Annotated in this window: 27 protein-coding genes; 7 read left to right on the top strand and 20 right to left on the bottom strand. The window is 43.2% G+C overall.

Going from position 1 to position 25,928, the window contains the following annotated elements:
• Window positions 1-194: 194 nt before the first annotated feature.
• The 13 genes from MSG37_RS12905 to rraA form a co-directional block, all read right to left on the bottom strand.
• On the bottom strand, window positions 195-488 hold the full coding sequence (locus MSG37_RS12905) for a hypothetical protein (protein ID WP_248471065.1): 294 nt from the start codon (window positions 486-488) through the stop codon (window positions 195-197).
• A gap of 406 nt (window positions 489-894) precedes the next feature.
• Window positions 895-1,905, bottom strand: a complete 1,011-nt coding sequence (hemB, locus tag MSG37_RS12910) for a porphobilinogen synthase (RefSeq protein ID WP_248471066.1) — start codon at window positions 1,903-1,905, stop codon at window positions 895-897.
• Window positions 1,906-1,933: 28 nt separating this feature from the next.
• Entirely contained in the window at window positions 1,934-3,802 is a 1,869-nt protein-coding gene (locus MSG37_RS12915) for a diguanylate cyclase (RefSeq protein WP_248471067.1), read from the bottom strand.
• The gene (locus tag MSG37_RS12920; RefSeq protein ID WP_248471068.1) at window positions 3,802-4,596 is read right to left on the bottom strand and encodes a TatD family hydrolase; all 795 of its coding nucleotides are present in this window, start codon (window positions 4,594-4,596) and stop codon (window positions 3,802-3,804) included. Before MSG37_RS12920 ends, MSG37_RS12915 begins: the two co-directional genes overlap by 1 nt.
• Window positions 4,596-5,105, bottom strand: coding sequence for a hypothetical protein (locus MSG37_RS12925; protein WP_248471069.1), 510 nt, complete (start codon window positions 5,103-5,105; stop codon window positions 4,596-4,598). Before MSG37_RS12925 ends, MSG37_RS12920 begins: the two co-directional genes overlap by 1 nt.
• A 172-nt stretch (window positions 5,106-5,277) precedes the next feature.
• Entirely contained in the window at window positions 5,278-6,045 is a 768-nt protein-coding gene (tatC, locus tag MSG37_RS12930; protein WP_248471070.1) for a twin-arginine translocase subunit TatC, read from the bottom strand.
• A 3-nt stretch (window positions 6,046-6,048) separates the two neighbouring features.
• The gene (gene tatB / locus MSG37_RS12935; protein WP_028766634.1) at window positions 6,049-6,447 is read right to left on the bottom strand and encodes a Sec-independent protein translocase protein TatB; all 399 of its coding nucleotides are present in this window, start codon (window positions 6,445-6,447) and stop codon (window positions 6,049-6,051) included.
• Between the two features lie 6 nt (window positions 6,448-6,453).
• On the bottom strand, window positions 6,454-6,723 hold the full coding sequence (tatA, locus tag MSG37_RS12940; RefSeq protein ID WP_248471071.1) for a Sec-independent protein translocase subunit TatA: 270 nt from the start codon (window positions 6,721-6,723) through the stop codon (window positions 6,454-6,456).
• A gap of 60 nt (window positions 6,724-6,783) precedes the next feature.
• Window positions 6,784-8,433, bottom strand: coding sequence for a ubiquinone biosynthesis regulatory protein kinase UbiB (gene ubiB, locus MSG37_RS12945; protein ID WP_248471072.1), 1,650 nt, complete (start codon window positions 8,431-8,433; stop codon window positions 6,784-6,786).
• The gene (locus MSG37_RS12950) at window positions 8,430-9,053 is read right to left on the bottom strand and encodes an SCP2 sterol-binding domain-containing protein (protein WP_248471073.1); all 624 of its coding nucleotides are present in this window, start codon (window positions 9,051-9,053) and stop codon (window positions 8,430-8,432) included. Before MSG37_RS12950 ends, ubiB begins: the two co-directional genes overlap by 4 nt.
• Window positions 9,054-9,064: 11 nt before the next feature.
• Window positions 9,065-9,820 carry a bifunctional demethylmenaquinone methyltransferase/2-methoxy-6-polyprenyl-1,4-benzoquinol methylase UbiE gene (gene ubiE / locus MSG37_RS12955; RefSeq protein ID WP_248471074.1) on the bottom strand — a complete coding sequence of 252 codons (756 nt, stop codon included), beginning with the start codon at window positions 9,818-9,820 and terminating at the stop codon, window positions 9,065-9,067.
• 204 nt (window positions 9,821-10,024) lie between these two features.
• Window positions 10,025-11,059 carry a formimidoylglutamase gene (locus MSG37_RS12960; RefSeq protein ID WP_248471075.1) on the bottom strand — a complete coding sequence of 345 codons (1,035 nt, stop codon included), beginning with the start codon at window positions 11,057-11,059 and terminating at the stop codon, window positions 10,025-10,027.
• A 156-nt stretch (window positions 11,060-11,215) separates the two neighbouring features.
• Window positions 11,216-11,701, bottom strand: a complete 486-nt coding sequence (gene rraA, locus MSG37_RS12965) for a ribonuclease E activity regulator RraA (RefSeq protein ID WP_248471076.1) — start codon at window positions 11,699-11,701, stop codon at window positions 11,216-11,218.
• Window positions 11,702-12,040: 339 nt separating this feature from the next.
• Here rraA and MSG37_RS12970 point away from each other — a divergent pair, with 339 nt between their 5' ends.
• The 4 genes from MSG37_RS12970 to MSG37_RS12985 all read left to right on the top strand — a co-directional run bounded on the left by MSG37_RS12970 (window position 12,041) and on the right by MSG37_RS12985 (window position 14,775).
• Window positions 12,041-12,292 carry a YgjV family protein gene (locus MSG37_RS12970; protein ID WP_248471077.1) on the top strand — a complete coding sequence of 84 codons (252 nt, stop codon included), beginning with the start codon at window positions 12,041-12,043 and terminating at the stop codon, window positions 12,290-12,292.
• A gap of 164 nt (window positions 12,293-12,456) precedes the next feature.
• On the top strand, window positions 12,457-12,966 hold the full coding sequence (locus tag MSG37_RS12975) for a phosphatase PAP2 family protein (RefSeq protein ID WP_248471078.1): 510 nt from the start codon (window positions 12,457-12,459) through the stop codon (window positions 12,964-12,966).
• Between the two features lie 9 nt (window positions 12,967-12,975).
• Window positions 12,976-14,031 (top strand): MJ1255/VC2487 family glycosyltransferase, encoded by a 1,056-nt coding sequence (locus MSG37_RS12980; protein ID WP_248471079.1) that lies wholly within the window; start codon window positions 12,976-12,978, stop codon window positions 14,029-14,031.
• Between the two features lie 72 nt (window positions 14,032-14,103).
• Window positions 14,104-14,775: a Crp/Fnr family transcriptional regulator gene (locus MSG37_RS12985; RefSeq protein ID WP_248471080.1), complete on the top strand. Its 672-nt coding sequence runs from the start codon at window positions 14,104-14,106 to the stop codon at window positions 14,773-14,775.
• Between the two features lie 80 nt (window positions 14,776-14,855).
• Here MSG37_RS12985 and deoD read toward each other — a convergent pair whose 3' ends face one another.
• The 7 genes from deoD to priA form a co-directional block, all read right to left on the bottom strand.
• Complete coding sequence (gene deoD, locus MSG37_RS12990; RefSeq protein ID WP_248471081.1) at window positions 14,856-15,560, bottom strand: purine-nucleoside phosphorylase; 705 nt, start codon at window positions 15,558-15,560, stop codon at window positions 14,856-14,858.
• Window positions 15,561-15,784: 224 nt separating this feature from the next.
• Window positions 15,785-16,180, bottom strand: a complete 396-nt coding sequence (locus tag MSG37_RS12995; RefSeq protein ID WP_248471082.1) for a DUF971 domain-containing protein — start codon at window positions 16,178-16,180, stop codon at window positions 15,785-15,787.
• A 116-nt stretch (window positions 16,181-16,296) separates the two neighbouring features.
• Window positions 16,297-17,622 (bottom strand): ATP-dependent protease ATPase subunit HslU, encoded by a 1,326-nt coding sequence (gene hslU / locus MSG37_RS13000; protein WP_248471083.1) that lies wholly within the window; start codon window positions 17,620-17,622, stop codon window positions 16,297-16,299.
• Between the two features lie 46 nt (window positions 17,623-17,668).
• On the bottom strand, window positions 17,669-18,193 hold the full coding sequence (hslV, locus tag MSG37_RS13005) for an ATP-dependent protease subunit HslV (protein ID WP_220767023.1): 525 nt from the start codon (window positions 18,191-18,193) through the stop codon (window positions 17,669-17,671).
• Between the two features lie 150 nt (window positions 18,194-18,343).
• The gene (locus MSG37_RS13010; protein ID WP_248471084.1) at window positions 18,344-18,922 is read right to left on the bottom strand and encodes an SPOR domain-containing protein; all 579 of its coding nucleotides are present in this window, start codon (window positions 18,920-18,922) and stop codon (window positions 18,344-18,346) included.
• Window positions 18,923-18,932: 10 nt separating this feature from the next.
• Window positions 18,933-20,678: an arginine--tRNA ligase gene (gene argS / locus MSG37_RS13015; protein ID WP_248471085.1), complete on the bottom strand. Its 1,746-nt coding sequence runs from the start codon at window positions 20,676-20,678 to the stop codon at window positions 18,933-18,935.
• A gap of 124 nt (window positions 20,679-20,802) precedes the next feature.
• Window positions 20,803-22,998: a primosomal protein N' gene (gene priA, locus MSG37_RS13020; RefSeq protein ID WP_248471086.1), complete on the bottom strand. Its 2,196-nt coding sequence runs from the start codon at window positions 22,996-22,998 to the stop codon at window positions 20,803-20,805.
• 330 nt (window positions 22,999-23,328) lie between these two features.
• On the opposite strand from priA, the gene MSG37_RS13025 reads away from it, so the two are divergent.
• The 3 genes from MSG37_RS13025 to MSG37_RS13035 all read left to right on the top strand — a co-directional run bounded on the left by MSG37_RS13025 (window position 23,329) and on the right by MSG37_RS13035 (window position 25,734).
• Entirely contained in the window at window positions 23,329-24,084 is a 756-nt protein-coding gene (locus MSG37_RS13025) for a FimV/HubP family polar landmark protein (RefSeq protein WP_248471087.1), read from the top strand.
• Between the two features lie 532 nt (window positions 24,085-24,616).
• Window positions 24,617-24,829 (top strand): 50S ribosomal protein L31, encoded by a 213-nt coding sequence (gene rpmE, locus MSG37_RS13030; protein WP_220762057.1) that lies wholly within the window; start codon window positions 24,617-24,619, stop codon window positions 24,827-24,829.
• A gap of 131 nt (window positions 24,830-24,960) precedes the next feature.
• Complete coding sequence (locus MSG37_RS13035) at window positions 24,961-25,734, top strand: thermonuclease family protein (protein ID WP_248471088.1); 774 nt, start codon at window positions 24,961-24,963, stop codon at window positions 25,732-25,734.
• Window positions 25,735-25,928 lie beyond the last annotated feature (194 nt).

Consider the following 25,928-nt stretch of genomic DNA (forward strand, 5'->3'; position numbering starts at 1 on the left):
AGAAGTGAAACGCAATATCGCCGATGGTAGTGTGGGGTCTCCCCATGTGAGAGTAGGTCATTTCCAGGCGCCTATTTTACTCGTTAAGAGTAGTGAAGAAGCCACCTTATTAAGGTGGCTTTTTTGCGTTTGGGCGTTTGTAAAATATTGAACGCTATCTTATCTGAATACAGCTACCCGTTAAGGTGACAACTTCACTTAAGGTAGGCATAAATGCCTACCCCGATGTCATCCCGCCGCTGAGCGGGGTCTCCGGCTTCGTAACAAGTTACTCGCGCTTTAAAGCCCTTGAATGCGTTGCATCCAGAGCAGGGCTTCTCCGCCCCCATGTGTTCGCTGCGCGAACTACGAGAGTAGGTCATTTCCAGGCGGCAAATAACAAGAAAGCCTGCTACCATGTCGCGGGCTTTTTTACGTTTGTAATTTTTGCAATATCCTGCTTTTATAGATAAATCCTTATCCAAGAAATAGCACTTATACCATTTCATCTTAACACTTAGTCATTTTTGCCGAATCTCTCCTGCATAGATTTTTAATACAACTCATTACTGTTTGGTAGAATCCAGAATACAGCTAACAGTATACGGTTGCTAAGGCAGCCTTGTACCAATCAGTATAAGAATTTGATCTACTCAGAACGTTTTTTGGCAAACTAATTCAAGGCGAATAACCGAAAGAATGGTTTATCCATTGTGAAGTTATTTAACGCTGAAGTAGGAAGCCAAAAGATCCAGAATGGCGAGTGTCATTAAAGCAGGAATCAGTTAATGATTTTGCTTCAGAGTTGCTAAATTCTGGCTGAGCGACTAAATGTCTATGCTGATTGATATTACAGGCACAAAAAAGCCAGAGCGGTGCTCTGGCTTTCTCGTTTCTATATAGTGTAAGAAGAGTTTACTTGTCTTCTTTAAGCCACTGGGCTGCGCGTTTAGCGAAGTAAGTTAAGATGCCGTCTGCGCCTGCGCGCTTAAAGCAAAGTAGTGATTCCATCACGATCGCTTTTTCTGCTAACCAACCATTTTGAATGGCAGCCATATGCATAGCGTATTCACCACTTACTTGGTAAGCAAATGTCGGTACAGCTAGTTCTGTTTTAACACGGTGAACGATATCTAAGTAAGGCATGCCAGGTTTAACCATAACCATATCTGCACCTTCTTGGATATCTAAAGCGACTTCGTGAAGTGCCTCATCGCTGTTAGCCGGATCCATTTGGTAGCTATGCTTATTGCCGCCTTTTAGATTGCCAGCTGAACCTACCGCATCACGGAATGGACCGTAATAGTTTGAAGAGTATTTAGCTGAGTAAGCCATGATTTGGGTATTCACATGACCAGCTTCTTCTAACGCTTGGCGTATTGCACCAATACGACCATCCATCATATCTGATGGCGCAACAATATCCGCTCCTGCTTCTGCGTGAGAAAGGGCTTGCTTAACTAGAATTTCAGTTGTGATGTCATTCATGATGTAGCCAGTTTCATCAATGATACCGTCTTGACCATGTGTGGTGAATGGATCTAATGCTACATCAGTCATAACGCCTAGCTGAGGGAAAGCTTCTTTTAGTGCTCGAACTGCACGTTGAGCTAATGCATCAGCATTGTAGGCTTCTTCAGCCATTAATGTTTTTTTCTCGGCTGGAGTTACTGGGAATAGTGCGATAAGCGGGATCCCTAATTCTACTAATTCTTCAGCTTCTTTTAGCAGTAGATCAATAGAAAGACGTTCAACCCCAGGCATAGATGCCACTTGTTCTGTGCGATTATTACCTTCAAGAACAAACATTGGGTAAATTAAGTCGTTAACCGTTAACTGGTTTTCAGCCATTAAACGACGGCTAAACTCATGTTTACGCATACGGCGCATTCTGCGTTGTGGGTAGGCACTTGTAATAATATTCACATTTTGCTCCAGATGATGGACATTAATTTTATAGCGGGCTATACAGATTTGAACGGTTCCGTCCTTCACTTTTTGCTTGATAAAGCGCTTTATCTGCCTGCTCTAATAGCAAAGTTGTATGCTCTTCGGAGTTAATGATTTCACTATTGACTCCGATACTAACGGTTAAAGGAAAGCTCTGTTCTCCCCATGTTATAGGGGTCTTGCTAATCGCTTTTCTTATGCTCTCAGCAACTTGTAAGGCACCAACTTGGTCAGTGTTGGGTAATATAATAGCAAACTCCTCACCGCCAAAACGTGATACTAGATCAGTTGGTCGCTTTAAATTCTGTTTTAGTATTTCTGCGACTTCTCGTAATGCTTGGTCGCCCGCAAGATGACCATAGGAGTCATTAATTGCTTTGAAGTGATCTAAATCTAGCATCAATACTGACATTGGTGTTTGTTGTCTTCGACTAATACGCCCCTCGGCAATGATTCTTTTATCAAACGATGCACGATTTTTAACGCCTGTTAGGCTATCAACTTTGGTTTGCTCGGTTAGCTTTTGGTTGGCTTCGTTGAGTTCTCGTAATGCAATTTCTAGCTCTAAAGTCCGCTCTTGTACTTTTTGGCTTAGCTGTTCGCTACTTCGCGCTTCAATGCGTAGTGCTTTTTCTTTGTGTTCTTTAGCTTGCTGTACCTGCTCGAATGCCTCTTGTTGTATTTTCAACTTGGCAAGACGTTCATCGTTGTAACGAATGGCTAATAGTGCCGCCATTAATATAACTTCTACTGTCAAGCCCAGAATGAATGGCGCATTGGCAGACATATCCCAGTTGAGTACGTTTAAGTAAAGCGCGCCAGATAACAGCGCACCGAACATCATGCTAACCCAACCTAAAGCAAACAGTTTAGCAAGTTTGTAGCCCTTTATAGCCTGTGTTGTAGACATGTACATCAGCATAATACTTGCCAGCATAACAGCATAAATATTAACTGTTAGCGCGGTGGTATAGTCAAAAAATAAACACAAGAGAAGCAACAAAGCTGATGCTGCAGCGCTCAACCTGCAAAGGCGTAGCATTGCTTGGTTATAATATTTAAATTGCATTACTTTTTCAGAGAACAAGAATGCAAACATCATTGATAAGCTTAATAGCGCGGGTAGGGAATAATCTTGCAGTTGTGGCCATTGAGGCCAGATAAACCTATATGCCACCCCATGTAAGCTGGCGACAAAGAGGGTAATTGACAGCACATAGCCAGCATAATAAGTGTAGCTAAAAGAGTGAGACGTTATAGCGATAAATAAGCTAAATAACCCAATAGCAGTAAGAACTCCAAGTTGAAACCCATAGAGTGCAGACTCTTGTTCTGCATTTTGATAGTAGGCGTCGCTTGACCATAAGCTTAAGGGGAGATTTGTGGCTCCAGTACTCTCAATCTTGATATAAAACTGATGTTTATCTAGTTGTTTGCTAGAAAAAGAGTAGATGAAATTGGTACTTAAAATTGGTCGGTCGGCAAAAGGATAGTGATCGCCTAATAGTAAGTGCTCTACTTGTTGGCCATCCGTGAAGTGATAGAGGTCAATTGTGTCTATATGTGGATTTGTTAATGATAAAATTAGCTGTCTCGACAGCGAGCTAGTTTGGGTAATATTGAATTTAACCCAATAACTCGTTTTTGTTATCCCTCTAACTTGTTCTGAGACGAAGGGTTTCCAGCTAGACGCAGAAGCGTTTTTTACCAAATCGATATCAGCATTTTGAGGAAAATCGGCAATAGAAAGCACTGGCGCTAATTTTACAACATCAGCAGTGCTATTACTGATCAATAAGCCTTGCTGTGCAGTTGAGGTACATGGAAATATTAGAACGAGTGCTAGCAGCAGACGTTGAAAGCGGATCAGCATTAATTTTCTAAACCAAAAAAAGTTCGACTATTTGAGTACGTTTGTGCAGCAAAATCTTCAAGGTTTTGCTGTCTGAGCGTGGCAATGTATTGCGCTATGTAGGGTAAATATTTAGGCTCGTTTTTACTCGATTTTGGCTTTGGTCGCATGCTTCGCGGTAAAAGGTAGGGACTATCTGTTTCTATTAATATTCTGTTATTTGGGATGTCAGTAACAATAGAAGCAAGTTCCTGCCCTCGGCGCTCATCACAAACCCAACCAGTAACACCAAGGTATATGTCTTGCTCTATATAGGCATCAAGTGACAGTTTATTACCGGTAAAACAATGCAGTAATGCCGCTGGCAGTTCATTGCGGAACTCTTTTAGTATAGCGATAAAATCTTCATGGGCATCACGTTCATGCATTAGTACTGGCATTTGCAGTTCAACGGCTAAGGCTAGCTGTTCAGAGAACGCTTTACGTTGCATATCTCGCGGAGAGAAGTCTCTGTTGTAATCAAGACCACATTCCCCTATAGCAATAACACTAGAAGTGCTGGCTAGCTCGCGGATAGTCTGTGCGCTGTTGCTTTGCCATTGGCTTGCATGATGAGGGTGAATCCCAGCTGTACTATAAAGTTGTTTTGGGAATTGCTGACAAAGCTTGGCTGCTTGCTGGCTTTCTTCAATATGGCTGCCAATAACAACCATAGAGGTAACAGAGTGCGCCTTGGCATCATCAATAACACGTTGAATATCTTTTTCTAAAGAGCTGCCAATCAAATTGACAGCTATATCCATATATTGGGGCATTATTTTAAACGCTTCACTCGAATAGTGGTATTGCGGTCATCAGTACCAAGCATGAAGGAGCCTAGGGCTGCTTTTTCGATAAACACTTTTTGCTCTGCTTTAATTCTGTAACTGCGGCTGTCTGTTTGTTTCCAAACTTGTCCATTGTTAAATGAAATCTTTAATGCACCGTAGGGGTCTTTAGTGACTTTATCGACTTCTAAATAGATTTTGCTGACTTCGTCTTCTTCTGCTTTTTTCACTTTGCCAAAGCTGTCTTCTACAGAGCTTTCAGTTGTAGCGGCTAAAGCCACTGCAGCTGTTGGCGCTGTAACCGCGATAGCTTCAGTTGTCATACTTGTTTTGGTTTGTGGGCCTAAAGAAGATGAGAGCTTGTCGTAACAGATTAGGCGATCTAGCTTGTCTTGTATTGCAGCGCACTGTGATAGTTGGCTTTCTAATGATGCATGGGCTGCGGTTGAGATAAATAATGATGCAACACTGAGTAGGATTAAACGAGGCTTGATCATCTGTAACTTCCTTTTATTTTTATAAAGCAGGCTTGTAGCTGATTTTACATTTTATTAGGTTAATTGAAACCGCAAAATCAATTTGTACAGCTGTTATAAAAACAAAAAAGGTACTATCTGAGCCTGTTAAGGACAAGATAATACCTTTTCATAAGATGATTAAAGAAGTGGATTACGATTCAGATTCTTTCTGCTCGTCTCTTTCTTCGTTTTCGTCATCTTCTTCATTGTCTTTACTGTAAAAACGCGCGGCAATTAACCCACCTTCAAACAGAATTAGCATTGGAATCGCTAACATTGTTTGCGAGATGATATCTGGTGGTGTTAGTAGCATACCAATAACGAATGCACCGACCACGATATATGGGCGTTTTTCTTTGAGGTCTGCTGGAGTTGTTACGCCAGCCCAACATAAAAGCACAACGGCTACAGGGATCTCAAAGGCTAAACCAAAAGCAAAAAACAGTTTTAGGATAAAGCTTAGGTAACTACTAATATCGGTAGCGACTTCAACACCGTCCGGTGCAACGCTGGTAAAGAACCCAAATACAACTGGGAATACAATATAGTAGGCAAAAGCGATACCTAAATAGAACAATAACGTACTGCTGGCTAGCAGTGGCACAACCAAACGTTTTTCATGTTTATATAGGCCAGGCGCGACAAATGACCAAACTTGATAAAGAACATAGGGGACAGCTACAAAAAACGATAGCACCAATGTTAATTTGAATGGGGCAAAAAATGGCGCTGCAACATCCGTTGCAATCATACTGCTTGATTCAGGCAAAGCTTGCATCAAGGGCGTGGCCATATAATGGTAAATATCGTTGGCCCAATATACCAAACCAATAAACACCAAAAGAACACTACCAATTGCTTTTAGTAACTTGGTGCGTAACTCAAGCAAATGGCTGATTAATGGCTGCTGTTGTGACATGGACTACCCGTTAGGTTTGTCTGAATTAGCACTTGTTGTCGAGCTTGTCTCTGCAGTTGATGTTTCTTTGGCTGGAGTAGTATCTTTCGCCGCTGGAACGTCTTCTACTTGATAAGGACGATTAACAGATTGAGCCGCTTCTTTTAATTGATCGATTGAATCCTGTAACTCTGGAGAGAGGTTTTTTAAACCCTGACTCTCTGCATTTTTCAAATCAGAGTGCAGTTGCTCAATTTTAAGCTCCTGCTCTAATTCGTCTTTTACTGAGTTAGCCATCTTTTTCATGGCGCGGATCCAGCTAGAAATTGAGCGCACAGCAGTTGGGAGTCTTTCAGGGCCAAGTACTACTAGGCCCAAGATCCCAATCAGCAGCAACTCCATAAAGCCGATACCGTCGAACATAGTCGATTACGCCTGTTCTTTGCCTTTAGACTCAGCTTTTTTTTCAGCTGTCTCAGCAACTTTTGCAGTTTCTGTCACTTTTGCAGCGTCAGCAGCTGGTTTGTCAGTTGCGTTATCTTCTAAAGCCTTCTTTTCTTCTTCAGAAGACATGGCGTTTTTAAAGCCTTTAACTGCACCACCTAAATCGCCGCCTAGTGAACGTAACTTCTTAGTTCCAAACAATAATACGACAATTAAAGCAATAATAAGAAGTTGCCAAATACTAATGCCACCCATGGATGAATCCTCTTAATTAGATACTGGTTCTATTATGAACCTTTGGTTATTTAGGTCTAGCTAAATTTTGCGATTCTTTGGTCTAGATCGCCATCCGAGCACCCACAGAGTGAGGCCTATGCCAATACTGCCATAAGAGGCCCATAGTGTAGCGTCTTGGTTTAACAAAATAGTGCCACAGATCACTAAAACAGCCGATGTAATCAAAAGATAGTTACTTTTATGAGCTTTTTGTTGATGTTTGAGATACCGATCTAACAAATTATTTTGATTTTTAGATAGGTTGCGGCCCATTTTCAGGTTGTCATAGATTAATTCTGGCAATTCTGGTAAATGCTCAGCCCAGTATGGTAACTGTTGCTTAACTTTTGCCGCCATCGCTTTAGGGCCAACTTGCTCAGCCATCCATTGCTCTAAAAATGGCTTGGCTGTTTGCCATAAGTCTAGTTGCGGATAAAGCTGGCGGCCAAGACCTTCAATATAAAGTAAGGTTTTTTCAAGTAGTACGAGCTGTGGTTGCACTACCATGTCAAATCGTCGAGCGGTTCTGAATAGTTCCAGTAAAACATGGCCAAAGGAAATTTCATCGAGTGGCTTATTGAACATAGGTTCGCAAACCACTTTTACTGCTTGCTCAAAAGCTGCAACGTCAGTATCGGCTGATACCCAGCCCGACTCGATATATAGTTGTGCAATGCGGCGATAGTCACGATTAAAGAAAGCTAAGAAGTTCTCGGCAAGATAGCGCTTATCTTCATCGGTGAGGGTTCCCATAATGCCGCAGTCCAAACCGATATAGAAAGGATCGTTGGGGTGCTCACGACTGACAAAAATATTGCCAGGGTGCATATCTGCATGGAAAAAGTTGTCACGAAATACTTGCGTGAAGAACAGTTCGACACCGCGTTCTGCAAGCAGCTTTAAATTAGTGCCTTGTGCTTCAAGTGCCGCTTTATCAGATACCGGCACCCCTTCAATACGCTCCATTACAATTAAACGTGTGAAGCATAGATCTTCATACATGTATGGGATGTAAAGTGCATTGGAATCAATAAAGTTGTTGCGCAGTTTTATTGCATTTAAGGCTTCAAGCTTAAGATTAAGCTCACCCTCAATAGTTGTGCGGTAATCTTCAACCACTTCAGCAGGGCGCAGGCGGTTATTTGCGCCAAGTAAGCTTTCTAGAAAGTCAGCTGCTTGTGACATCAATAAAATGTCAGCATGTACCTTTTGCTCAACGTCTGGGCGCAGCACTTTTAGTACAACGCTAGCGCCGTTTGATTTCAGTGTTGCTGTATGGACTTGAGAGATAGACGCAGAAGCAAGAGGTGTGTCATCAAAGTTGTCAAAGTAGCTTTCAATTGGTGCGCCGAGTTCGGCTTCAATAGATGCTCGAGCGATAGCAGAGTCAAAAGGCGGTACCCTGTCTTGCAGCATGGCGAGCTCTTCAGCCCACTCGTCAGATAACAAGTCACGGCGAGTCGACAGCATTTGGCCAAATTTAATGTAAACCGGCCCAAGCTCTTGCATGGCAAGCTTTAAGCGTTCGCCACCGACTTTATCTTTGTGTTTGTTACCTAACCAGAAAAAGCAACCCCTTAACAGTTTGAAGTACCAAGGCGTTAACTTAGAAGGGATTAAGTCATCTAATCCGTAATGCAATGCAGTACGAATGACGTGATAAGCGCGCCTGATACTTTTTACTGTCATGGTTTCATCTTTACCCTGTTAATAAGCTGGTCTACTCGTGTTGATACTGCGTCTACATCGGTCGCAAGGTCGTCGATTTTGTCGCTTAGGTGTATGTATTCGAGTTTATGGGGAGCGAGTCGATATTCTTCAGTCGTTAGCTGGCCAAGGTGTGAGCGGGTTTTACGCAACACATTGGTTAGATCACTCTTAGCCTGTTTGAAACCTTGGCTAATGAAGTGTGTTGGCACATCGCCAATATAGCGTGATAAAGGCTCTGAAAAATCGACATCGATTTGTTGCATATAATGGCTAAAAGTCTGTAACAGACTTAAATCGCCTTCTAGGCTAAGTTTGTCTTGCTTGATCAACTCGGTAAGGTTGGCACCTTCTGTAAGTTGATAAAGCGTGGTTACGTCAGCATTAACTTTGGTGGTGACTTCGCCTTCGTAACGAGAAAAGACTTGGATCTCTTTGGCAAACAAAAAGTATAGCGGCCAATTGAGTTGAGAAAGTTGGATGCAAAGAACTTTGCCATGCAGACTACGCAGCTTAGCGTAGTCTTCTGGAGATTGTGAGATCAGTTTATTTAAACTGATCTCAATCGCGGCGCAGGCAATTAATGGCAGGTCACGAGACATAGCGAGTCCAATCAGAATTTATAACCCTTGTGTAAGGCTACGATACCGTCAGTCATGTTGGTGTAGTTGACTTGCTCAAAGCCAGCCGTTTCCATCATTTGCTTTAGTGTCTCTTGATCTGGATGCATACGAATTGATTCCGCTAGGTATTCGTAGCTGTCTGCATCTTGGGTGATTAAAGAGCCCATTTTTGGTAGCACTTTAAAGCTATACAGGTCGTACACTTTACGCATAATTTCATGCTGAGGTCTTGAGAACTCAAGCACCAATAGCTTTCCGCCAGGCTTTAGTACGCGCAACATAGAGGCAATAGCAGCATCTTTATCAGTTACATTTCGCAGACCAAAAGCGATAGTAATGATGTCGAAGTGGTTGTCTGGAAAAGGTAAAGCTTCAGCATTGGCTTGTACGTAATTAACGTTACCAACAATGCCTTTATCTCTTAACTTTTCACGGCCAACTTTCAGCATAGAATCGTTAATGTCTGCTAACGTAACTTGGCCAGTCTCACCGACGATGCGAGAGAATTTAGCCGTTAAGTCACCAGTACCGCCAGCAAGATCCAGTACTTTCATACCAGGACGTGCGCCAGCGCTTTCAATTGTAAAACGCTTCCACATGCGGTGGATACCGAAAGACATTACGTCGTTCATAATGTCGTACTTTGCTGCGACAGAATGGAATACGCCAGCAACCATGTCGGCTTTCTTCTCTGCTTCAATGGTTTTATAACCGAAGTGAGTGCTCTTTGGAGTGTCGTCTGACATCTATCTGTTCCTATAACGTTAGCGAATAATTTGTTGCGATTGTATGTCATCACAGCGGATTGCTGAATCTTTCATCTATCACTCTGTGACGAAGGTTAACTATCCGTTTGAGGATAATAAAAAAATGCGCTATTACGCAGGCTATCGCAAAATTGACAGCGCATTACACCACACTATTTAGCAATGTTGAATAATTATTACTGTCTACAAAGCATTTATACGTGCGTTGATATAAGAGTAGATCAATTCGCTTATGCTCTGACCTGTTTCGCGGTGGCCTGCGGCTTCTCCTGCTACGTGGCAGCTAGGCGCAGCTTCCGCTAAATGTAAGTATACACTCGGGCAGTGCTTAGCTATGTAATTTACATATTTGAGTGCATCTAATAGCGGGATCCCGGCAGCAGTTGAGGCGCTGCTTGGCATATTGGTGATCGCATCAAGGTCGAGCTCAATTGCAACTGGCAGTTGCGTATTATTCAGCTGTTTGGCAATTTGTTTTAGTGCCGTCTCTAGGCTGAGTTCTTGGCGAACCCAGATTTGTTGCAGGCTGTGCCAGTGACCACCAAAAGTTTCTAGCTGTTGTAAGGTAGTTTCGCTATTTTTAAGCTCATGCAAACCTAGTACATGATAGTAACCCAAGGCACCTGAGGCGGCGGCATAGCTAAAACCATTGCCACTGTGACGACCTTCTTTGGGTCTAAAGTCAGAATGGGGATCTAGGTTAACGGCTGCAAGTGGGCGTTTAAAGCTGGTTTTAGCTGCCATCAGTAAGCCATAAGCGTTGTTATGACCACCACCAATTACAATAGGCTCTAGCCCTGATTCAAATACTGCTGATAACACCTTTATCACACGCTCATCTAGATTCGATACTTGCTCTCTTAGCTGCTCAGCACTGCTATTAGCATCAAGTTGTAGATCTTGAGTACTGATTTGACCTAACACTAAACACTGTTGGCCGTTGAGAAAGCGATTCGATTGTAGATTTAGAAATTGCGCCATAGCACTTTCAAAGGCATTGGTTGCGCCGCCGCGACCAAGGTTTGCTCTTGGGCCAATATCTTCACCAATACCTAAAATAACAAAACGTGCGCCATTGGTTTTAGCTTGGCTTAAATTGTCTGCAAGACTTTGGGCTGCGCTTGCAAGTTGTACTTGTTGACCAAGTTTAGTTTCACCATCGCGAGTGCTAAGTAGGCTGTGTCGATTATCTTCAGTGAATAACGATAGGTTCAGCATAATATTATTCTTATTGTTAGCTTTGATGTGACCTAGTTTAAGCTGATAATTTTTGCCTGCAAGTCATAGTGATTTTAGTGGGATAATTTAGATGTAAAAAAGCCAGTCACGGAGACTGGCTTTAAATGAGTATAACGCTGGTGGAAATCGTTAGATTTAATCGATATCTAACGGCTCTGGCGAGAGGATGATGCCTGTGTTGTCGGCATAAACATGATCACCAGGTAAGAAAGTTACACCGCCGAAGTTAACCGGGATCTCTAGTTCACCAACAGCATTGCTGTCTGCACCAACAGGAATTGAGGCTAACGCCTGAATACCGATATCTAAATCTTCCAATGCATCAACGTCACGTACTGTGCCGTAAACGATAATGCCTTCCCAGTTGTTCTCTACCGCTTTAGCTGCAATGGTTGCATCTAACAGGGCGCGACGAAGTGAGCCACCGCCATCAATTAGGAGTACCTTGCCTTCACCATCTTCTTGAACTGCATCGATGATAAGACCATTGTCTTCAAAACACTTAATGGTGCTAATTGAACCACCAAAAGAGTTACAACCCCCATAATTACTGAACATGGGTTCGACAACATCAACAACATCGATATAAGTGTCACAAAGTTCTGAGGTGTTGTATTCCATAAGAACACTCCTGATAGATAGAGACGCCCAGCTGCCCGAGCAAACAAGTAATTGCACTCAGTATATAAGGGATTCTTAAAAAGAAAAGCGTTATCAATCACGCAATTGCCTAATAACAATACACTCGGCACTACTGTAGTAATATTTCTTCGGTTTGGTTAAATAAAACACTAAAATATGATTTGAGTCATTATATGACGGTTTTTTATTACAGTTTTTGCGCGTCTTTGTTATCATGGTGTCGATTAAAATCGGTATAAACATTAAATTTTACCCGCTTTAGGGGCACGGAACCCCCAATTAGCTTAGGGAAGGCATAAGGCCTACAAAAGGTGCCTTATGGAAGCAGTAAATACGATAGAAATCATTGGTTACGCCGCATCAGTTATGGTGGCTATATCACTTATGATGAAAGACATTATCTGGCTTAGATGCCTTAATTTTACGGGCTGTAGTTTGTTCGTTATTTATGGTGCTTCAATTGAAGCTTGGCCTGTTGCCGGTATGAACGCTTTTGTTGCCTGTATTAATATTTATCATTTAGTGAAGTTGTATCGAAATCGTCATCGCAGCGAGCTTGTTTCCCAATAGCATCCGCTTTGCACCAGTCCTAAACGGGACTGGTGTCTGTTTTACTTTAGTTTCCTCTGCAATAACAAATACAGTTACCACTGTCATAAAACTTTAGGTCTGTTGTCACGTTGGCGTCATGGACATTTCATAGCTTGCCTACATAAGAAGCGTAGGGGGCTAAAATGACTTCAATAACTGAACTTGATAGCAAGCTCTATCGATATATAGTGCAACTAGGCCAGCAACATCAGCTCCAGCCAATGGCGCTTAAGGTGTCGGCCTCGGGCAATGGTCCAGCTTACCTATATTTAGCAGTCGTCTGTTTGCTATTTGATCGCCATCATGAGTCATTGTTACATGCCATGTTGATTGCTTACCTTGTTGAGCTGCCTTTATATTTCGCACTAAAAAACATGATCCGCCGCCCTAGACCGTGCCATGCGTTAGCCGATGGCTGCGCTAGTATTGAGCCAGCAGATAAGTTTAGTTTGCCTTCGGGTCATACCGCTGCGGCATTTGTAATGGCAGCAAGCATCTATTTTGTCTATCCCCAACTTTTTTATATTGCAGTTACTTGGGCTGTAGCCATTGGTTTATCGCGGGTGGTACTTGGCGTGCATTACCCACTCGATATTGTTGCTGGCGCTACTCTTGGCATCGTGTCGGTCTTAATCGCTCAGCAAATGATTTAGGAGAGCAAGTTGCGAATTCTTTATGGTGTACAAGGTACGGGCAATGGCCATTTAAGCCGTGCTCGCGTGATGGCTAAAGCAATGCAAAAGCAAGGTGTTGATGTTGATTTTTTCTTTTCTGGCCGCTCAGCAGAACAGTTTTTTGATATGCAGTGTTTCGGTCAATATCAAGTGCAGTCAGGGCTAACCTTTGCGACTGAAAACGGTAGAGTAAGCGTGGCCAAAACGGCTAAAGAAAATGCGTGGCTTGGCTTTATCAAAGATGTCAAAGCGTTAGATTTAACTGGCTATGATTTAGTGTTGAATGACTTTGAGCCTGTATCAGCTTGGGCTGCAAAGAATCAAGGCGTTCCGTCTATTGGCATTAGTCACCAAGCCGCGCTGAATTTTGCGGTACCTAAAGTCGGTGATAACTGGTTTAACGAGATGATGCTAAGTTACTTTGCTCCCGTTGATATCGCCTTAGGCTGCCATTGGCATCATTTTGGCTTTCCTATCTTACCGCCATTTGTTGAGGTTGATGTTGTTGAGCAGCAACTTGCTCATCAGATTTTAGTGTACTTACCGTTTGAATCGCCTGATGAGATCGTTCAGTTTTTAATGCCGTTTACTGATTACACTTTTATGATTTATCACGCTAACCAGCCTTCTCAGCCTCTTCCTGAGCATATTCAATGGCATGGTTTTGATCGCACAGGTTTTAAAGCTGCGATGGCAAATTGTGGTGGAGTGATTGGTAATGCGGGTTTTGAACTGGCGAGTGAGGCGCTTACCTTAGGTAAGAAACTGCTGATAAAGCCTTTGCTTGGGCAATTTGAGCAGTTATCGAATGTTGCAGCGTTAGAGCTGCTTGGCGCAGCTGAGTGCATGAAAACTCACTTAGATCCCGAGTCGTTAAGGCGCTGGCTTAAGGCGCCAATGCCTGAGGCTATTCACTACCCTGAAGTGGGAGATGCCTTGGTGGCGTGGTTATTAAAAGGTGACTGGACCGAGCCTGAAAAGTTGTGCCAATCGCTCTGGCACGAGGTGAAACTCCCAATAAGCTGGCAGAAAAAAAGTCCTTAATGTGGCTAAGTGTTAGGGTGAAAAGCGTATAATTGGTTTATCTACTGCCTGAACTTAATTTTAAACCATATTATGCAGTTAAAACCCTTAGCTAAAGGTCGCTTCCAATCTCTCTGGGAGCAAGAGCATGATGCTATTGAGCAGATCATGCGTGAATGCATTACTGAAACTAAAACGGTTGCTGCTCAATATAAGTTAATGCAGCAAGGCCAGCGAGTAAATGCGTTGATTTTGGTTGCAAGTGGCCGAGTATCACTAGGTTATACAGCAAGAAATGGCCGTAGCTTTCAGCTTGGCACTATGACTTGTGATTCGCAGCTATTTGGAGAAATGGAGTTCTTTAGTGATTATCAATGTCAGCTCGATATCATCGCCGAAGCGCCGTTAGAAATTGCGATTATTAATGGTGATAAACTGCAGCAGGCTTTGTTAAAGAACCCGAAAGTCGCACTTTTCTTTGCCAGCGCAATCGCTATTGATTATCAAGACACTATCGATATTCTTACCCGGCGTATGCTGTATCCAATTGCTTATAATATTGCTTATGACTTGTATCATCAGCACTTAAATGCTCAACCGGTAGAAGGTTTTAGCAAGTGTTATTTAGAGGCGGAACGCTTTGCTACTACTGACAGAGTATATCGCCGTGCAGTTAAAAAGCTTGAAGATTTGCAGTTAATTAAGCGCGACAAAGAAGGGCTGATTATTCAAGATTTAGCTGGGCTCGAAGCTTTTATTGAATAGCTCCAGTTTGATAATAAAACTGGAGCTAGATTACAGCTAACTAGGGAAATTAGCCGAAGCTTAGTTCGGTTACTAATGCCTTATTGGCAGGCTGTTTCTAACGCTAACTCAATCATGTTATTGAAGGTTAGTTGGCGTGCTTCAGCTGTTGTCTCTTCACCAGTTAAGCAGTGATCAGATACAGTTAAAATAGCTAGTGATTCAAAACCTTTGTGATGAGCAAGGCCGTATAAACCGGCAACTTCCATATCAACACCAAGCACACCAAAACGCTCAAGTGCTGGGATCATATCTTCATCAGGATCGTAGTACATATCACCACTGAACACGTTACCCACTTTTACGTTCATCTGTTTTTGCTGGGCGATCATGTAGGCTTTATGCAATAAATCAAATGTTGCTGAGGTAGCCATTTGGTAGCCACTGCTGCGCTTGGTATTAGTCGGTGAGTCTGTACCAGCTGCTTGGGCTAGAATCACGTCATTGATTTTCACATCGTGCTGAGTAGCACCTGCGCTACCTACTCGGATAATACGCTTAACGCCAAAGTCAGCGACTAGCTCGTGAGCGTAAAGCACCATAGATGGGATACCCATACCGTGGCCCATTACCGAAATGCGCTGGCCTTTATAAAAACCTGTGTAGCCAAGCATGTTACGAATGTTGGTGACTTCCACCGCATCTTCTAAGAAGTTTTCAGCGATGTATTTAGCCCGTAGTGGGTCACCTGGCATGATAATAGTTTCAGCGAAATCGCCAAGTTTGCCGTTGATATGTGCAGTCATGAGTTATCCTCTTTGTTCAATGCCGGTGATATTAAATGGCATCAGTAAAGGCTTAGAGGACTTAAGTCCGCATCGGTCAATTTTGCGAGGTTTTTTGTATTAGCTCACACTGTATCGGTGATAACGCATGCTAGCGCGGGAGATACTAGGGGGAGTTTTGGGGAGATTTAAAAGAGAGGATCACCTAATCAGGTTTAGGCGATCCTAGACAAACTAAAATAAGCTTACTTGTGGTACTTCACTGCCATATCGATTAATGGCTCACGGCTAGCCTTGGCTGCGCGCAGGCGAGCAAGGTACTTTTCCCATAAATCGAGTTGGTGAGTAGCAAGATCGTGTAACACTTTCCAAGAAAATAAACCGGTATTGTGGCCGTCGTCGAATGTGATTTTAACCGCGTAATTACCAACAGGATCAATAGCACTGATATTGACGTTTTTCTTGTGGGTAACAAGCACTGGATTACCGTGACCATGCACTTCTGCTGAAGGTGAATACACACGCAACATTTCACAGCTAAGCTGGTGGGTCTCGCCGTTATCGAAAGTCATTTCAAGTTGGCGAGATTTACGTTTTAGCTTAAGTGCTACCACATTAGGTGTGTTGTTATCTTGAGTCATCTATTAACCGGTATGATTTAAAGAGTGTTAGAAACACAATAGCGGTTAAGTCCGAAGTTGTCCTTAACCGCTATCACTTATTTTGCCATTACTTTGGCGAATGATTTAAGCTGTGCTTACAAGATAAAGCGGCTTAAATCTTCATCTTGAACTAGATTGTCTAGATGTGCTTTAACATATTCGGCATCGATAACTGAAACAGAGCCAGACTTGTCAGACGCTTCATAAGAAAGCTCTTCCATCAAGCGCTCCATCACAGTATGCAGACGACGGGCACCGATGTTTTCAGTGCGTTCGTTCACCTGCCAAGCAGCTTCTGCAATGCTGTCGATACCGTCTTCTGTAAACTCAACGGTTACGCCTTCAGTAGCCATAAGCGCAATATACTGCTCAGTTAATGACGCATGTGGCTCAGTTAAAATACGCTTAAAGTCGCCAGCAGATAATGCATCTAATTCTACGCGAATTGGCAAACGGCCTTGCAGCTCAGGGATCAAGTCAGATGGCTTAGACATCTGGAATGCGCCTGAGGCGATAAACAAGATGTGGTCTGTTTTTACCATGCCGTGTTTAGTGTTAACCGTACAACCTTCAACAAGAGGCAGTAGGTCACGTTGCACACCTTCACGAGATACATCTGGGCCAGACGATTCGCCACGCTTACAGATCTTATCGATCTCATCTAAGAATACGATACCGTGCTGCTCAACAAGCTCGATCGCTTGTTCTTTTAGGTCTTCTTGATTAACCAGTTTAGACGCTTCTTCTTCAATCAATAGCTTGTAAGCTTCTTTGATTGGCATTTTGCGGCGCTTGCTAGCACCTGGTCCCATATTTTGGAACATGCTTTGAAGTTGGTTAGTCATCTCTTCCATGCCCGGAGGAGACATGATCTCAATGCCCGCTTGAGGCGCAGCAATATCGATCTCAATTTCTTTATCGTCTAGCTGACCTTCACGTAGCTTTTTACGAAAGATTTGACGCGTTGCGCTGTCATCAGACTTTTCGCTATCCCAATCTTCTTTTGGCTTAGGTAGCAAAGCATCTAAAATGCGCTCTTCTGCAGCTTCTTCAGCGCGGAATTTGCACTTTTTAATTTGCTCTTCACGAGTAAGCTTGATGGCTGAGTCGGTTAGATCGCGAATGATCTGTTCAACTTCTTTACCTACATAACCAACTTCAGTGAACTTAGTCGCTTCAACTTTAATGAAAGGTGCTTTTGCAAGACGTGCCAAACGGCGAGCAATCTCAGTTTTACCTACACCAGTAGGACCAATCATAAGAATGTTCTTTGGCGTTACTTCTTGACGAAGATCTGCAGCAAGCTGCATACGGCGCCAGCGGTTACGTAGTGCAATAGCCACTGAGCGCTTGGCTTTTTGCTGGCCGATAATGTGGCTATCTAGTTCGTGAACAATTTCACGTGGTGTCATTTCAGACATATTCTTTCCTCATGCTTTACAGCATTTTTTTACTCAGCGCGTTGGCTTAGTACTTTAATTCTTCAATTGTCTTAAATTGGTTGGTGAATACACAAATGTCACCAGCAATTGTTAGCGATTTTTCAGCAATTTCGAGTGCACTTAAGTCAGTGTTTTCAAGTAGTGCAGTCGCAGCTGATTGGGCAAAGTTGCCACCAGAACCAATCGCAATAAGATCATTTTCAGGCTGAACTACATCACCGTTACCGGTAATGATTAATGAAGATTCAGCATCGGCCACTGCAAGCAAAGCTTCAAGCTTGCGTAATACTTTGTCTGAGCGCCAGTCTTTAGCCATTTCAACGGCTGCGCGCATTAGGTGACCTTGGTGCATTTCAAGTTTAGCCTCGAAACGCTCGAATAGGGTGAATGCATCGGCTGTACCGCCAGCAAAGCCCGCTAGTACCTTGTTGTGGTACAAACGACGAACTTTTCTAGCATTGCCTTTCATAACGGTGTTACCGAGAGAAACTTGGCCATCACCGGCGATAACGACTTGGTTATTTCGGCGTACTGATACGATAGTGGTCACAATAAATCCTCTTCTCTAGCCAGCGACATTATGCCTGCTGGTTGACGATAATAGAGATATGGGGATGGGTTACTGAATATCAAGGGGGCGTTGTCTTGCAGGCATAAAAAAACGCTGCACGGGGCAGCGTTTTCAATTAGGCGTTTACGGTTAGCCTTCCCAGAACCAGATTTGACAACCGTTGGTTCCGTTATTTTGTAGCACATGGCGTTGTCTTTCGGCATCGCGCTTTTTGTCATAAGGACCTAACACAACCTTGTACCAAACACCGTTGCTGCCTGTTGCCTTACGTACTTGCGCCTCTAAACCTTGGAAAGCAATAATCGCTTTCAGTTCGTTGGCCTGAGACTCTTTTCTAAATGAGCCACACTGCATTTGGTAAGGACGCTTTGGCTTAGTTGATACTTCAGGAAGATCAACTTCAACTTTTTTGTTCTCTAACTCTTCAAGATAGGTCCATTCCTCTTTTGGCACTGGAGGAAGGGCATCCGAATCTTTTTTAACTGGCTTTTTCTTAGGTTGCTCAACAACTACCGGTGCAGTTGTTTCTGGCTCACCAGAACTGCTTAAAATCCACAGTAAATAACCAAAGCTAGCAATACCTGCAAGCGTGATCAGCCCTAGCAAAATTGGAAAGCGCTTAGGGGCGCTTCCTTTTGAGCTCTTTTTGCGAGCGCTGTTCTTACCTTTTCGAGCAGGCTTACGATTTGCATAATCACGATTTGTCATGAGCTAAAGCTTACATCCGTTCTAAAGTTTCTAGACCAAGAAGATTTAAGCCTTGTTTTAGTGTCTTAGCGGTAAGCTGTGACAATAGTAGACGGCTCTTTTTAAGCTCTTCTGATTCTGCTGCTAGTACAGGACATGCTTCGTAGAAGCTTGAGAATGCACCCGCAAGTTCGAATAGGTAACCACAAAGGGCATGTGGCTGACCTTTGCTAACCATACGTGCCATAACTTCGCCAAACTGAGCTAGCTTGGTGCCTAAATCTTTCTCTTTTTCGTGTTCTAGAATGATTTTCGCATCGCTTAAATCAACGTCTTGAGCACGTTTGAAGATCCCCGCTACACGGGTGTAAGCGTATAGTAGGTATGGCGCTGTGTTACCTTCAAAGCTCAGCATCTGCTCAAAGCTGAAGATGTAGTCACTTGCGCGGTTTTTAGAAAGATCGGCATACTTAACTGATGCAATACCCACAACACGGGCAATTTCAGCAAGTTCCGCTTCATCCATATCTGGGTTCTTGCTACGAACAAGCTCTAGTGCGCGAGTATCAGCTTCTTTTAGCAGGTCAATCAGCTTCACTACGCCGCCAGAACGGGTTTTAAATGGACGACCATCTTCTCCGTTCATGGTACCAAAGCCCATGTGCTCGAAGCTCATTTCTTCACGCACAAACTTAGCTGTTTTAGCTAGCTTGAATACTTGCTGGAAGTGCAGTGCTTGACGTAAATCAACGAAGTACAGCGCGCGATCAGCGTTTAGTACATTTGAGCGGTAACGCATTGCAGCTAGATCGCTAGTCGCATATAGGTAACCGCCGTCGGCTTTTTGGATAATAACCGGTAGAGGCTCGCCTTCTTTGTTTTTGAATTCGTCTTGGAAAACAACTTTAGCGCCATTGCTTTCAGACAATAGACCTTGTGCATCTAGATCGGCAACTACTTGGGCAAGATCGCTGTTATAAGCGCTTTCACCGCGCACATCTGCGCGAGTTAGGCTTACACCTAAACGCTCATAAAGCTCATGACAGTGGCTTAGTGAAATATCGTTAAATTCGCGCCATAGTTTGTTGCAGTACTCGTCGCCTGATTGTAGTTCAACAACTAGCTTACGTGCGCGAGTAGCAAATTCTTCTGATTCGTCAAAACGGACTTTAGCAGCGCGGTAGAATGTCTCTAGATCCGCCAGTTCCATTTTAGCTTGTTCGCCATTAGCAGCTTGAAGCTCTTCCATATACGCAAGCAGCATACCAAACTGAGTCCCCCAGTCGCCTACGTGGTTTTGACGAATAACCTTGTGGCCCATGAATTCTAAGGCGCGTACTACACTGTCACCAATAATGGTTGAACGTAGGTGACCTACGTGCATCTCTTTCGCTAGGTTTGGTGAAGAGTAATCAACTACCACAGTTTGTGGCGCTGGTAAGTCGATACCAAATGTGTCGCTGTTTAAAGCCGTCATCAATTGGTTAGCAAGGGCGTTATCATCAATAAAGAAGTTGATAAAGCCTGGGCCTGCGATCTCTACTTTTTCAACATGTGCTGAAGTTGGTAGGTTATCAATTAGCAGTTGTGCAATTTCACGAGGATTTTTGCCTGCAGCTTTAGTTAGCATCATTGCCAAGTTAGTTGCAAAATCACCGTGGCTTTTATCTTTCGTTCGGTCAACTTGAATGCGAGCTTCAAAGTCAGCAGGAACAATCCCTTGTTGTTTAAGGGCATTTAAAGATTCAGCGAGTAAAGATTGAGTATGTGATTTCATTGGCGTTTAATCGACACTTACATAAAGAAAAATAATAAGGAGTAACCGACTATTTTAGCCGCTAGTGGCGGTGAATTACTATCCTCTAGCGAACTTTTTCTGCATTGAAGCGAATAAAGTCGATTTAAAGCAAATCTTGTGGATCTCTATCAATACTCCAGCGACATTTTTTAGCCAGCGGCAATTGCTCTATTTGTGGTAATGCACGTTCAAATTCTGCCTGAAGTCTATTACGGTTTTTGGTCTGGAATAATAACTGGCGGCGATATTTTCCGGCTTTTCTATCGAGTGGCGCAGGCATTGGACCAATGACTTCGCACTCATCATCTTGTGGTAGCAGTGCACCAATCTGACTCAGTAGGTTGTCGGCATCGATGGCTTGGTGCGCCTCGGCGCGGATTAATATCATGTGCCACGCTGGTGGCAATAACGCTTGGGTGCGTTCAAATAATTGATTACGGGCAAACTCACCATAACCTTTATGCATCAGCTCGCGTAGCATGGCGTTGTCGCTTTGGTGAGTTTGCAGTAATACGGTACCCGGCTTAGTGGCACGGCCAGCACGGCCTGATACCTGAGTATAAAGCTGACCGAAGCGTTCTGGTGCTCTGAAGTCTGCACTAAATAATGCACCATCTACATCAAGCAGGCCGACTAAGGTTACATCGGGGAAGTGATGACCTTTAGCTAGCATCTGGGTGCCGACCAGAATTTTATACTCACCTTTATGGATAGCGTTTAAGTGACTTTCCAAAGAGCCTTTGTTACGCGTGGTATCCCTATCGATGCGCACCACAGGATGATTAGGAAACTCTTTCTCTAAAAATGACGCTAATTGCTCGGTACCCACACCTTGCCCGGCAAGCATGGTACTGCCACAGCTGTGGCATTGTCTTGGGATCGCATATTGATTGCTACAATGGTGGCAGCGAATTTCACCGAGCGCTTGGTGCACGGTAAAAAAGGCGTCACAGCGATCGCACTCGTGCAGATGGCCACACTCATGGCAAATCAGTGCAGGGGCAAAACCTCGGCGGTTTAAAAACAAAATCACCTGATTACCGGCATCGAGATGAATACGCATCTCATTTAATAATGCGTGTGACATTCCTGAGCGCAGTGGTTGATTGCGAATATCGATAATACCCTGACGAACCTTTTCAGCCGCACCTGCACGTTTGCCTAAATGCAGATGTTGGTAACGACCATTTAGCGCATTTTGCAGTGTTTCTAACGATGGTGTTGCGGTGCCTAGAACCACTGGCACTTGTTCTAAATGGCCGCGCATAACCGCTAAGTCGCGGGCATGGTAACCGACACCTTCTTGTTGCTTAAAGCTTGAATCATGCTCTTCATCTAAGATTATCACCCCAGGATAAAGCATTGGCGTAAACAGCGCTGAGCGGGTGCCAATAATAATCGCTGCTTCGCCGGATTTAGCTTGGCGCCAAGCATCTAATCTTTGATTGTCGGTCAGCCCGGAATGGATCACCGCAACCTTAACGTTGAATCTGCGACGAAAACGGTTGATGGTTTGCGGTGTTAAGCCAATCTCTGGCACCAGTACTAGCGCTTGCTTACCTTGCCTTAGTACGGTTTCAAGCATTGCTAAGTAGACTTCGGTTTTACCTGAGCCAGTGATCCCTTCCAGCAAAGTACAGTGATAACCTGTTTGCTGGGTGAGTGTGGCAACAGCAATGGCTTGCTCGGGGTTAAGTCTGTGCGGCTCCTCGGTCATCTCAAGAGATTCGCGCCAGCTTAAATCGGTTTCGAGTATTCGGGTCTTTTTCTCTATCCAGCCTTTGTCATCTAAGGCTTTTACGGCGGCTTTGCTGAGATCTAAATTAGTTATATCGCTCGGTTCTAAATCACGCTCACGTAAGCAATGTAATAATTTTCGCTGTGCAGGAGCACGGTTTAACTGATTGATATCGGCTTCTTTACCTGCATTGGTCAGTGTCCATAAGGTAACGCTAGATGCTTTTACTTCAGCGCCTTTACGCAGCGCGACCGGAATGGCTTGCGATAACATCTGTCCTAAGCTGCAAAAGTAATACCTTGCGGCCCATGCGGTGAGTTTATAAAGTGATTCAGGTAATAATGGCTCATTATCTAAAATGGCCACTATGGGTTTAATCTGTTTAGGTGTGAGCGAGCAGCTGTCGGTTACTGCAGTAATTAAGCCTATAAGTTGTTGGCGACCAAATGGCACTTGAACACGCATACCTTTTTGCGGCGCAATAGTGATATGTTCAGGGACTTGATAGCTAAAGCTTTGTCGCATTGGCACAGGCAGAGCGACTTCAACAAACAAAGGCATAGATTTACTGTTTCGAAAGGAGACTGTTGTTAAGTGTACCGAGGCAATGAAACTAGAGCTAGCGACAATTGATTTTATTCGCCGTGGCTTGGCTCAAGTTAGCAAAAATATTTTCTAAGTTTTAAAGGTAAATGTGCGGCTAAAACTATAATGTTATGTGTAGCGTAAAGAACATAAACTACAATAACTTGAACGCTCATTTATATCGTTGAAGTTAGGTTTTGATGTTTACTTACCCTCGTATTGCAGTGAAGAAACAGATTAGCTGTCGTTTTAGCGAGTTGCCTAGCGACAATCAATGAAAAGGTTTATTAAACTGGGATACATTTGATGAAGAGAATTATATTAGCTTTAGCGGGTATCTTTATGCTGACATCCGCTCATGCGCAGGTGTCGCATGTGAGCATTAATAAAAGATTATTTGAGTTGGGTCAGCACCCAAGTTTAAAGCTAAATTTAGTTTCTTCGCATAATAGCTTGAAGAAAGTGCAGTTTTCAGTGCGGCAAGCTGATGGCGAGGAACGCCTACTGTCAGAGCCGATTACTGGTTTTATGGTACAAGTCTCGGGTATTGATGACGTGACTGATAAAAACGCGGTATTAGTCGTAAAGGAGTACCGAATTAACCGTTGGTATCAAGTAAAAGTCATTAGCTTATTTAATGAGAGTATGCCGGAATCTGCAATGGATAGGCATTATACCGCAGACCGTTTAACTCCAACTAAGCAAGGCACTCAAGTCTCTAATGCCGTGCTTGCTGATAACAAGCTTGCAGTAGCGTTAGGTTGGACTGAAGATCCTAAACCGCTTAAAAGCAGTGGCCCTGTAACAGAGCCTCAAGATTGTCAGCTAGCCTTTAATGGTAAAGAAAGTCTTTGGCGGGTTGCTAATCGTCAATTAAGTGCTTGGAAAGTGAGCCCATATGGCGCCATGTTGGCGATTTTTGAAGCCAACCCAAACGCATTTAATCAGCAGAGTATTCATGGTCTAAAGGCGGATGCGATATTGCGCTGCCCAACACCTGCTATGTTAGAAAAATACCGGGATCCTGGGGCGTCAGAACAGCAATTTAGTGCTATGAAATAATAACTGATACCAATCAGTATAAACATTTAGTCACTCAGCGAGAGTTTAGCGGTTTTGAGGCAATGTCATTAAGTGCTCCTTGCTTTAATGACATTCGCAGCATCCATGCTGCTCGCAACGAGTGAAGAGCATAGTTGAACTAGGTTCAAGCTCCCTCTTTGTTTATTAAGAGTCACAGCATCAGAATCGCTAAAACTCGCCATTCTGGAGCGCTTTGGGCTGCCTACTTCTGCGTTGAATAGCTTGATAAGGGAATAACCATTATTGCAGCTATTCGCCTTGAATTAGTTTGCCAAAACCGCTCTGAGTAGATCAAATTCTTATACTGATTGGTATTAAGCTAGCTGAGTTAGTAGCAAGATTAACCCGCTAAATGTAAGGTTTAAGATTATTCATTAATCGGCTATTTTGTTGCTTGTATATACTATGGAGTTGCTGTAGTATTCCGCGCCTAAATAATTTTATTTTAACAGCATGTGGTGTCCGACTTCGGGTTGGAAGAGCGACATGGCCTTTTACTGAGGTAATTCCAATGAAACCAGGCATTCATCCTGATTATGCAGAAATCACTGCAACTTGTACTTGTGGTAACGTTATCAAAATTAACTCTACTGTAGGTAAAGATTTACACCTAGACGTATGTGGTGCATGTCACCCGTTCTACACTGGTACCCAAAAAGTTATGGATACTGGCGGACGTATCGACAAGTTCAACAAGCGCTTTGGTGCACTTGGCAAGAAGTAATTATTACTTTTGCAATGAATTTAAAAAAGGCGCCTTCTGGCGCCTTTTTGCTATCTGAAATTTGCATTAGCTGCACACAACCGTATTTTGTCGTAATCTAGTTTTGGTTGGTATAAGCCATGGAGCGGATCATGAAGCAAATTACTTTGGTGCTATTATTGTTAGCCACTGTGCAATCTTATGCTGCACAGGCGAGTCAATGCGTGCCAACTCAGTTTGATGAAACCGTTACCTTAGCGCATATTAATGACGGCGATACCATTACCTTAACTGATGGTCGTTTGATCCGGCTTATCGGTATCGACTCACCTGAAATCGATTTCCAATTCCCCAACCTTTCTCAACCTTATGCAACTGACGCAAAAAAATATTTATCTAGCGTTGTTGAGCCTGGGCAAACATTACAATTAGCGTTTGATAAAAAGCGTTTGGATCCTTTTGGTCGTACTTTAGCTTATGTTTACACTAAAGATTTACAGCATCTACAAGAGTTGATGTTGGCCAATGGATTCGCTAAAGCTCGAGTTTATCAAAATGACTATTTCTGGCAGTGTTTAGAAGCGGTGGAAAAACGAGCGCGCGATACTAAAGTTGGATTATGGGCTCATAAAAGTTATCAACCTCTGCTTGCTGAAGCACTTACTCGTGAAGATACTAATTTATGGCGAGAGATCCGAGGAGTTGTCACGGGTTATGAAAGAAAAGGTCAGGTTTTTGAGCTCAATATTGATGATAATTTGGTATTGATGATATCTCAGCAAGATATTGGTAAGTTTCGTAACATTTTGACGTTAAAACTACTGCAAAATCGGGTTTTGGTGCGTGGTAAACTGTATTTTTCTTACGGTAAATATCGCCTGAATGCCCAGCATTTATCCCAGATAACCATAGAAAATGCACCTTAGAAATAATATATAGCGATAAAGTTAAAAAATGAGAAGATCTTATTTGAAATGACTTGAGATTCAAGTATCTTAGCGCCTATCAACTAACTGTTTTTTGCTCAATTAAGAATACCTCTTAAAGGATCAGTATTGAGTTACAGCACGAACACTTAGTTGTCGACCTTATACGCTTTGGATATTAATTAGTTGCACTC

The organism is Shewanella sp. 1CM18E, from assembly GCF_023161665.1.
Lineage (GTDB): Bacteria > Pseudomonadota > Gammaproteobacteria > Enterobacterales > Shewanellaceae > Shewanella.

What these genes read in the sequence shown, in the direction of transcription:
- MSG37_RS12905 (WP_248471065.1), bottom strand. Translation starts at nt 488, where the DNA reads ATGAAATGGTATAAGTGCTATTTCTTGGATAAGGATTTATCTATAAAA.
- MSG37_RS12915 (WP_248471067.1), bottom strand. Translation starts at nt 3,802, where the DNA reads ATGCTGATCCGCTTTCAACGTCTGCTGCTAGCACTCGTTCTAATATTT.
- MSG37_RS12920 (WP_248471068.1), bottom strand. Translation starts at nt 4,596, where the DNA reads ATGCCCCAATATATGGATATAGCTGTCAATTTGATTGGCAGCTCTTTA.
- MSG37_RS12925 (WP_248471069.1), bottom strand. Translation starts at nt 5,105, where the DNA reads ATGATCAAGCCTCGTTTAATCCTACTCAGTGTTGCATCATTATTTATC.
- tatC (WP_248471070.1), bottom strand. Translation starts at nt 6,045, where the DNA reads ATGTCACAACAGCAGCCATTAATCAGCCATTTGCTTGAGTTACGCACC.
- tatB (WP_028766634.1), bottom strand. Translation starts at nt 6,447, where the DNA reads ATGTTCGACGGTATCGGCTTTATGGAGTTGCTGCTGATTGGGATCTTG.
- tatA (WP_248471071.1), bottom strand. Translation starts at nt 6,723, where the DNA reads ATGGGTGGCATTAGTATTTGGCAACTTCTTATTATTGCTTTAATTGTC.
- ubiB (WP_248471072.1), bottom strand. Translation starts at nt 8,433, where the DNA reads ATGACAGTAAAAAGTATCAGGCGCGCTTATCACGTCATTCGTACTGCA.
- MSG37_RS12950 (WP_248471073.1), bottom strand. Translation starts at nt 9,053, where the DNA reads ATGTCTCGTGACCTGCCATTAATTGCCTGCGCCGCGATTGAGATCAGT.
- ubiE (WP_248471074.1), bottom strand. Translation starts at nt 9,820, where the DNA reads ATGTCAGACGACACTCCAAAGAGCACTCACTTCGGTTATAAAACCATT.
- MSG37_RS12960 (WP_248471075.1), bottom strand. Translation starts at nt 11,059, where the DNA reads ATGCTGAACCTATCGTTATTCACTGAAGATAATCGACACAGCCTACTT.
- rraA (WP_248471076.1), bottom strand. Translation starts at nt 11,701, where the DNA reads ATGGAATACAACACCTCAGAACTTTGTGACACTTATATCGATGTTGTT.
- MSG37_RS12970 (WP_248471077.1), top strand. Translation starts at nt 12,041, where the DNA reads ATGGAAGCAGTAAATACGATAGAAATCATTGGTTACGCCGCATCAGTT.
- MSG37_RS12975 (WP_248471078.1), top strand. Translation starts at nt 12,457, where the DNA reads ATGACTTCAATAACTGAACTTGATAGCAAGCTCTATCGATATATAGTG.
- MSG37_RS12985 (WP_248471080.1), top strand. Translation starts at nt 14,104, where the DNA reads ATGCAGTTAAAACCCTTAGCTAAAGGTCGCTTCCAATCTCTCTGGGAG.
- deoD (WP_248471081.1), bottom strand. Translation starts at nt 15,560, where the DNA reads ATGACTGCACATATCAACGGCAAACTTGGCGATTTCGCTGAAACTATT.
- MSG37_RS12995 (WP_248471082.1), bottom strand. Translation starts at nt 16,180, where the DNA reads ATGACTCAAGATAACAACACACCTAATGTGGTAGCACTTAAGCTAAAA.
- hslU (WP_248471083.1), bottom strand. Translation starts at nt 17,622, where the DNA reads ATGTCTGAAATGACACCACGTGAAATTGTTCACGAACTAGATAGCCAC.
- MSG37_RS13010 (WP_248471084.1), bottom strand. Translation starts at nt 18,922, where the DNA reads ATGACAAATCGTGATTATGCAAATCGTAAGCCTGCTCGAAAAGGTAAG.
- argS (WP_248471085.1), bottom strand. Translation starts at nt 20,678, where the DNA reads ATGAAATCACATACTCAATCTTTACTCGCTGAATCTTTAAATGCCCTT.
- priA (WP_248471086.1), bottom strand. Translation starts at nt 22,998, where the DNA reads ATGCCTTTGTTTGTTGAAGTCGCTCTGCCTGTGCCAATGCGACAAAGC.
- MSG37_RS13025 (WP_248471087.1), top strand. Translation starts at nt 23,329, where the DNA reads ATGAAGAGAATTATATTAGCTTTAGCGGGTATCTTTATGCTGACATCC.
- rpmE (WP_220762057.1), top strand. Translation starts at nt 24,617, where the DNA reads ATGAAACCAGGCATTCATCCTGATTATGCAGAAATCACTGCAACTTGT.
- MSG37_RS13035 (WP_248471088.1), top strand. Translation starts at nt 24,961, where the DNA reads ATGAAGCAAATTACTTTGGTGCTATTATTGTTAGCCACTGTGCAATCT.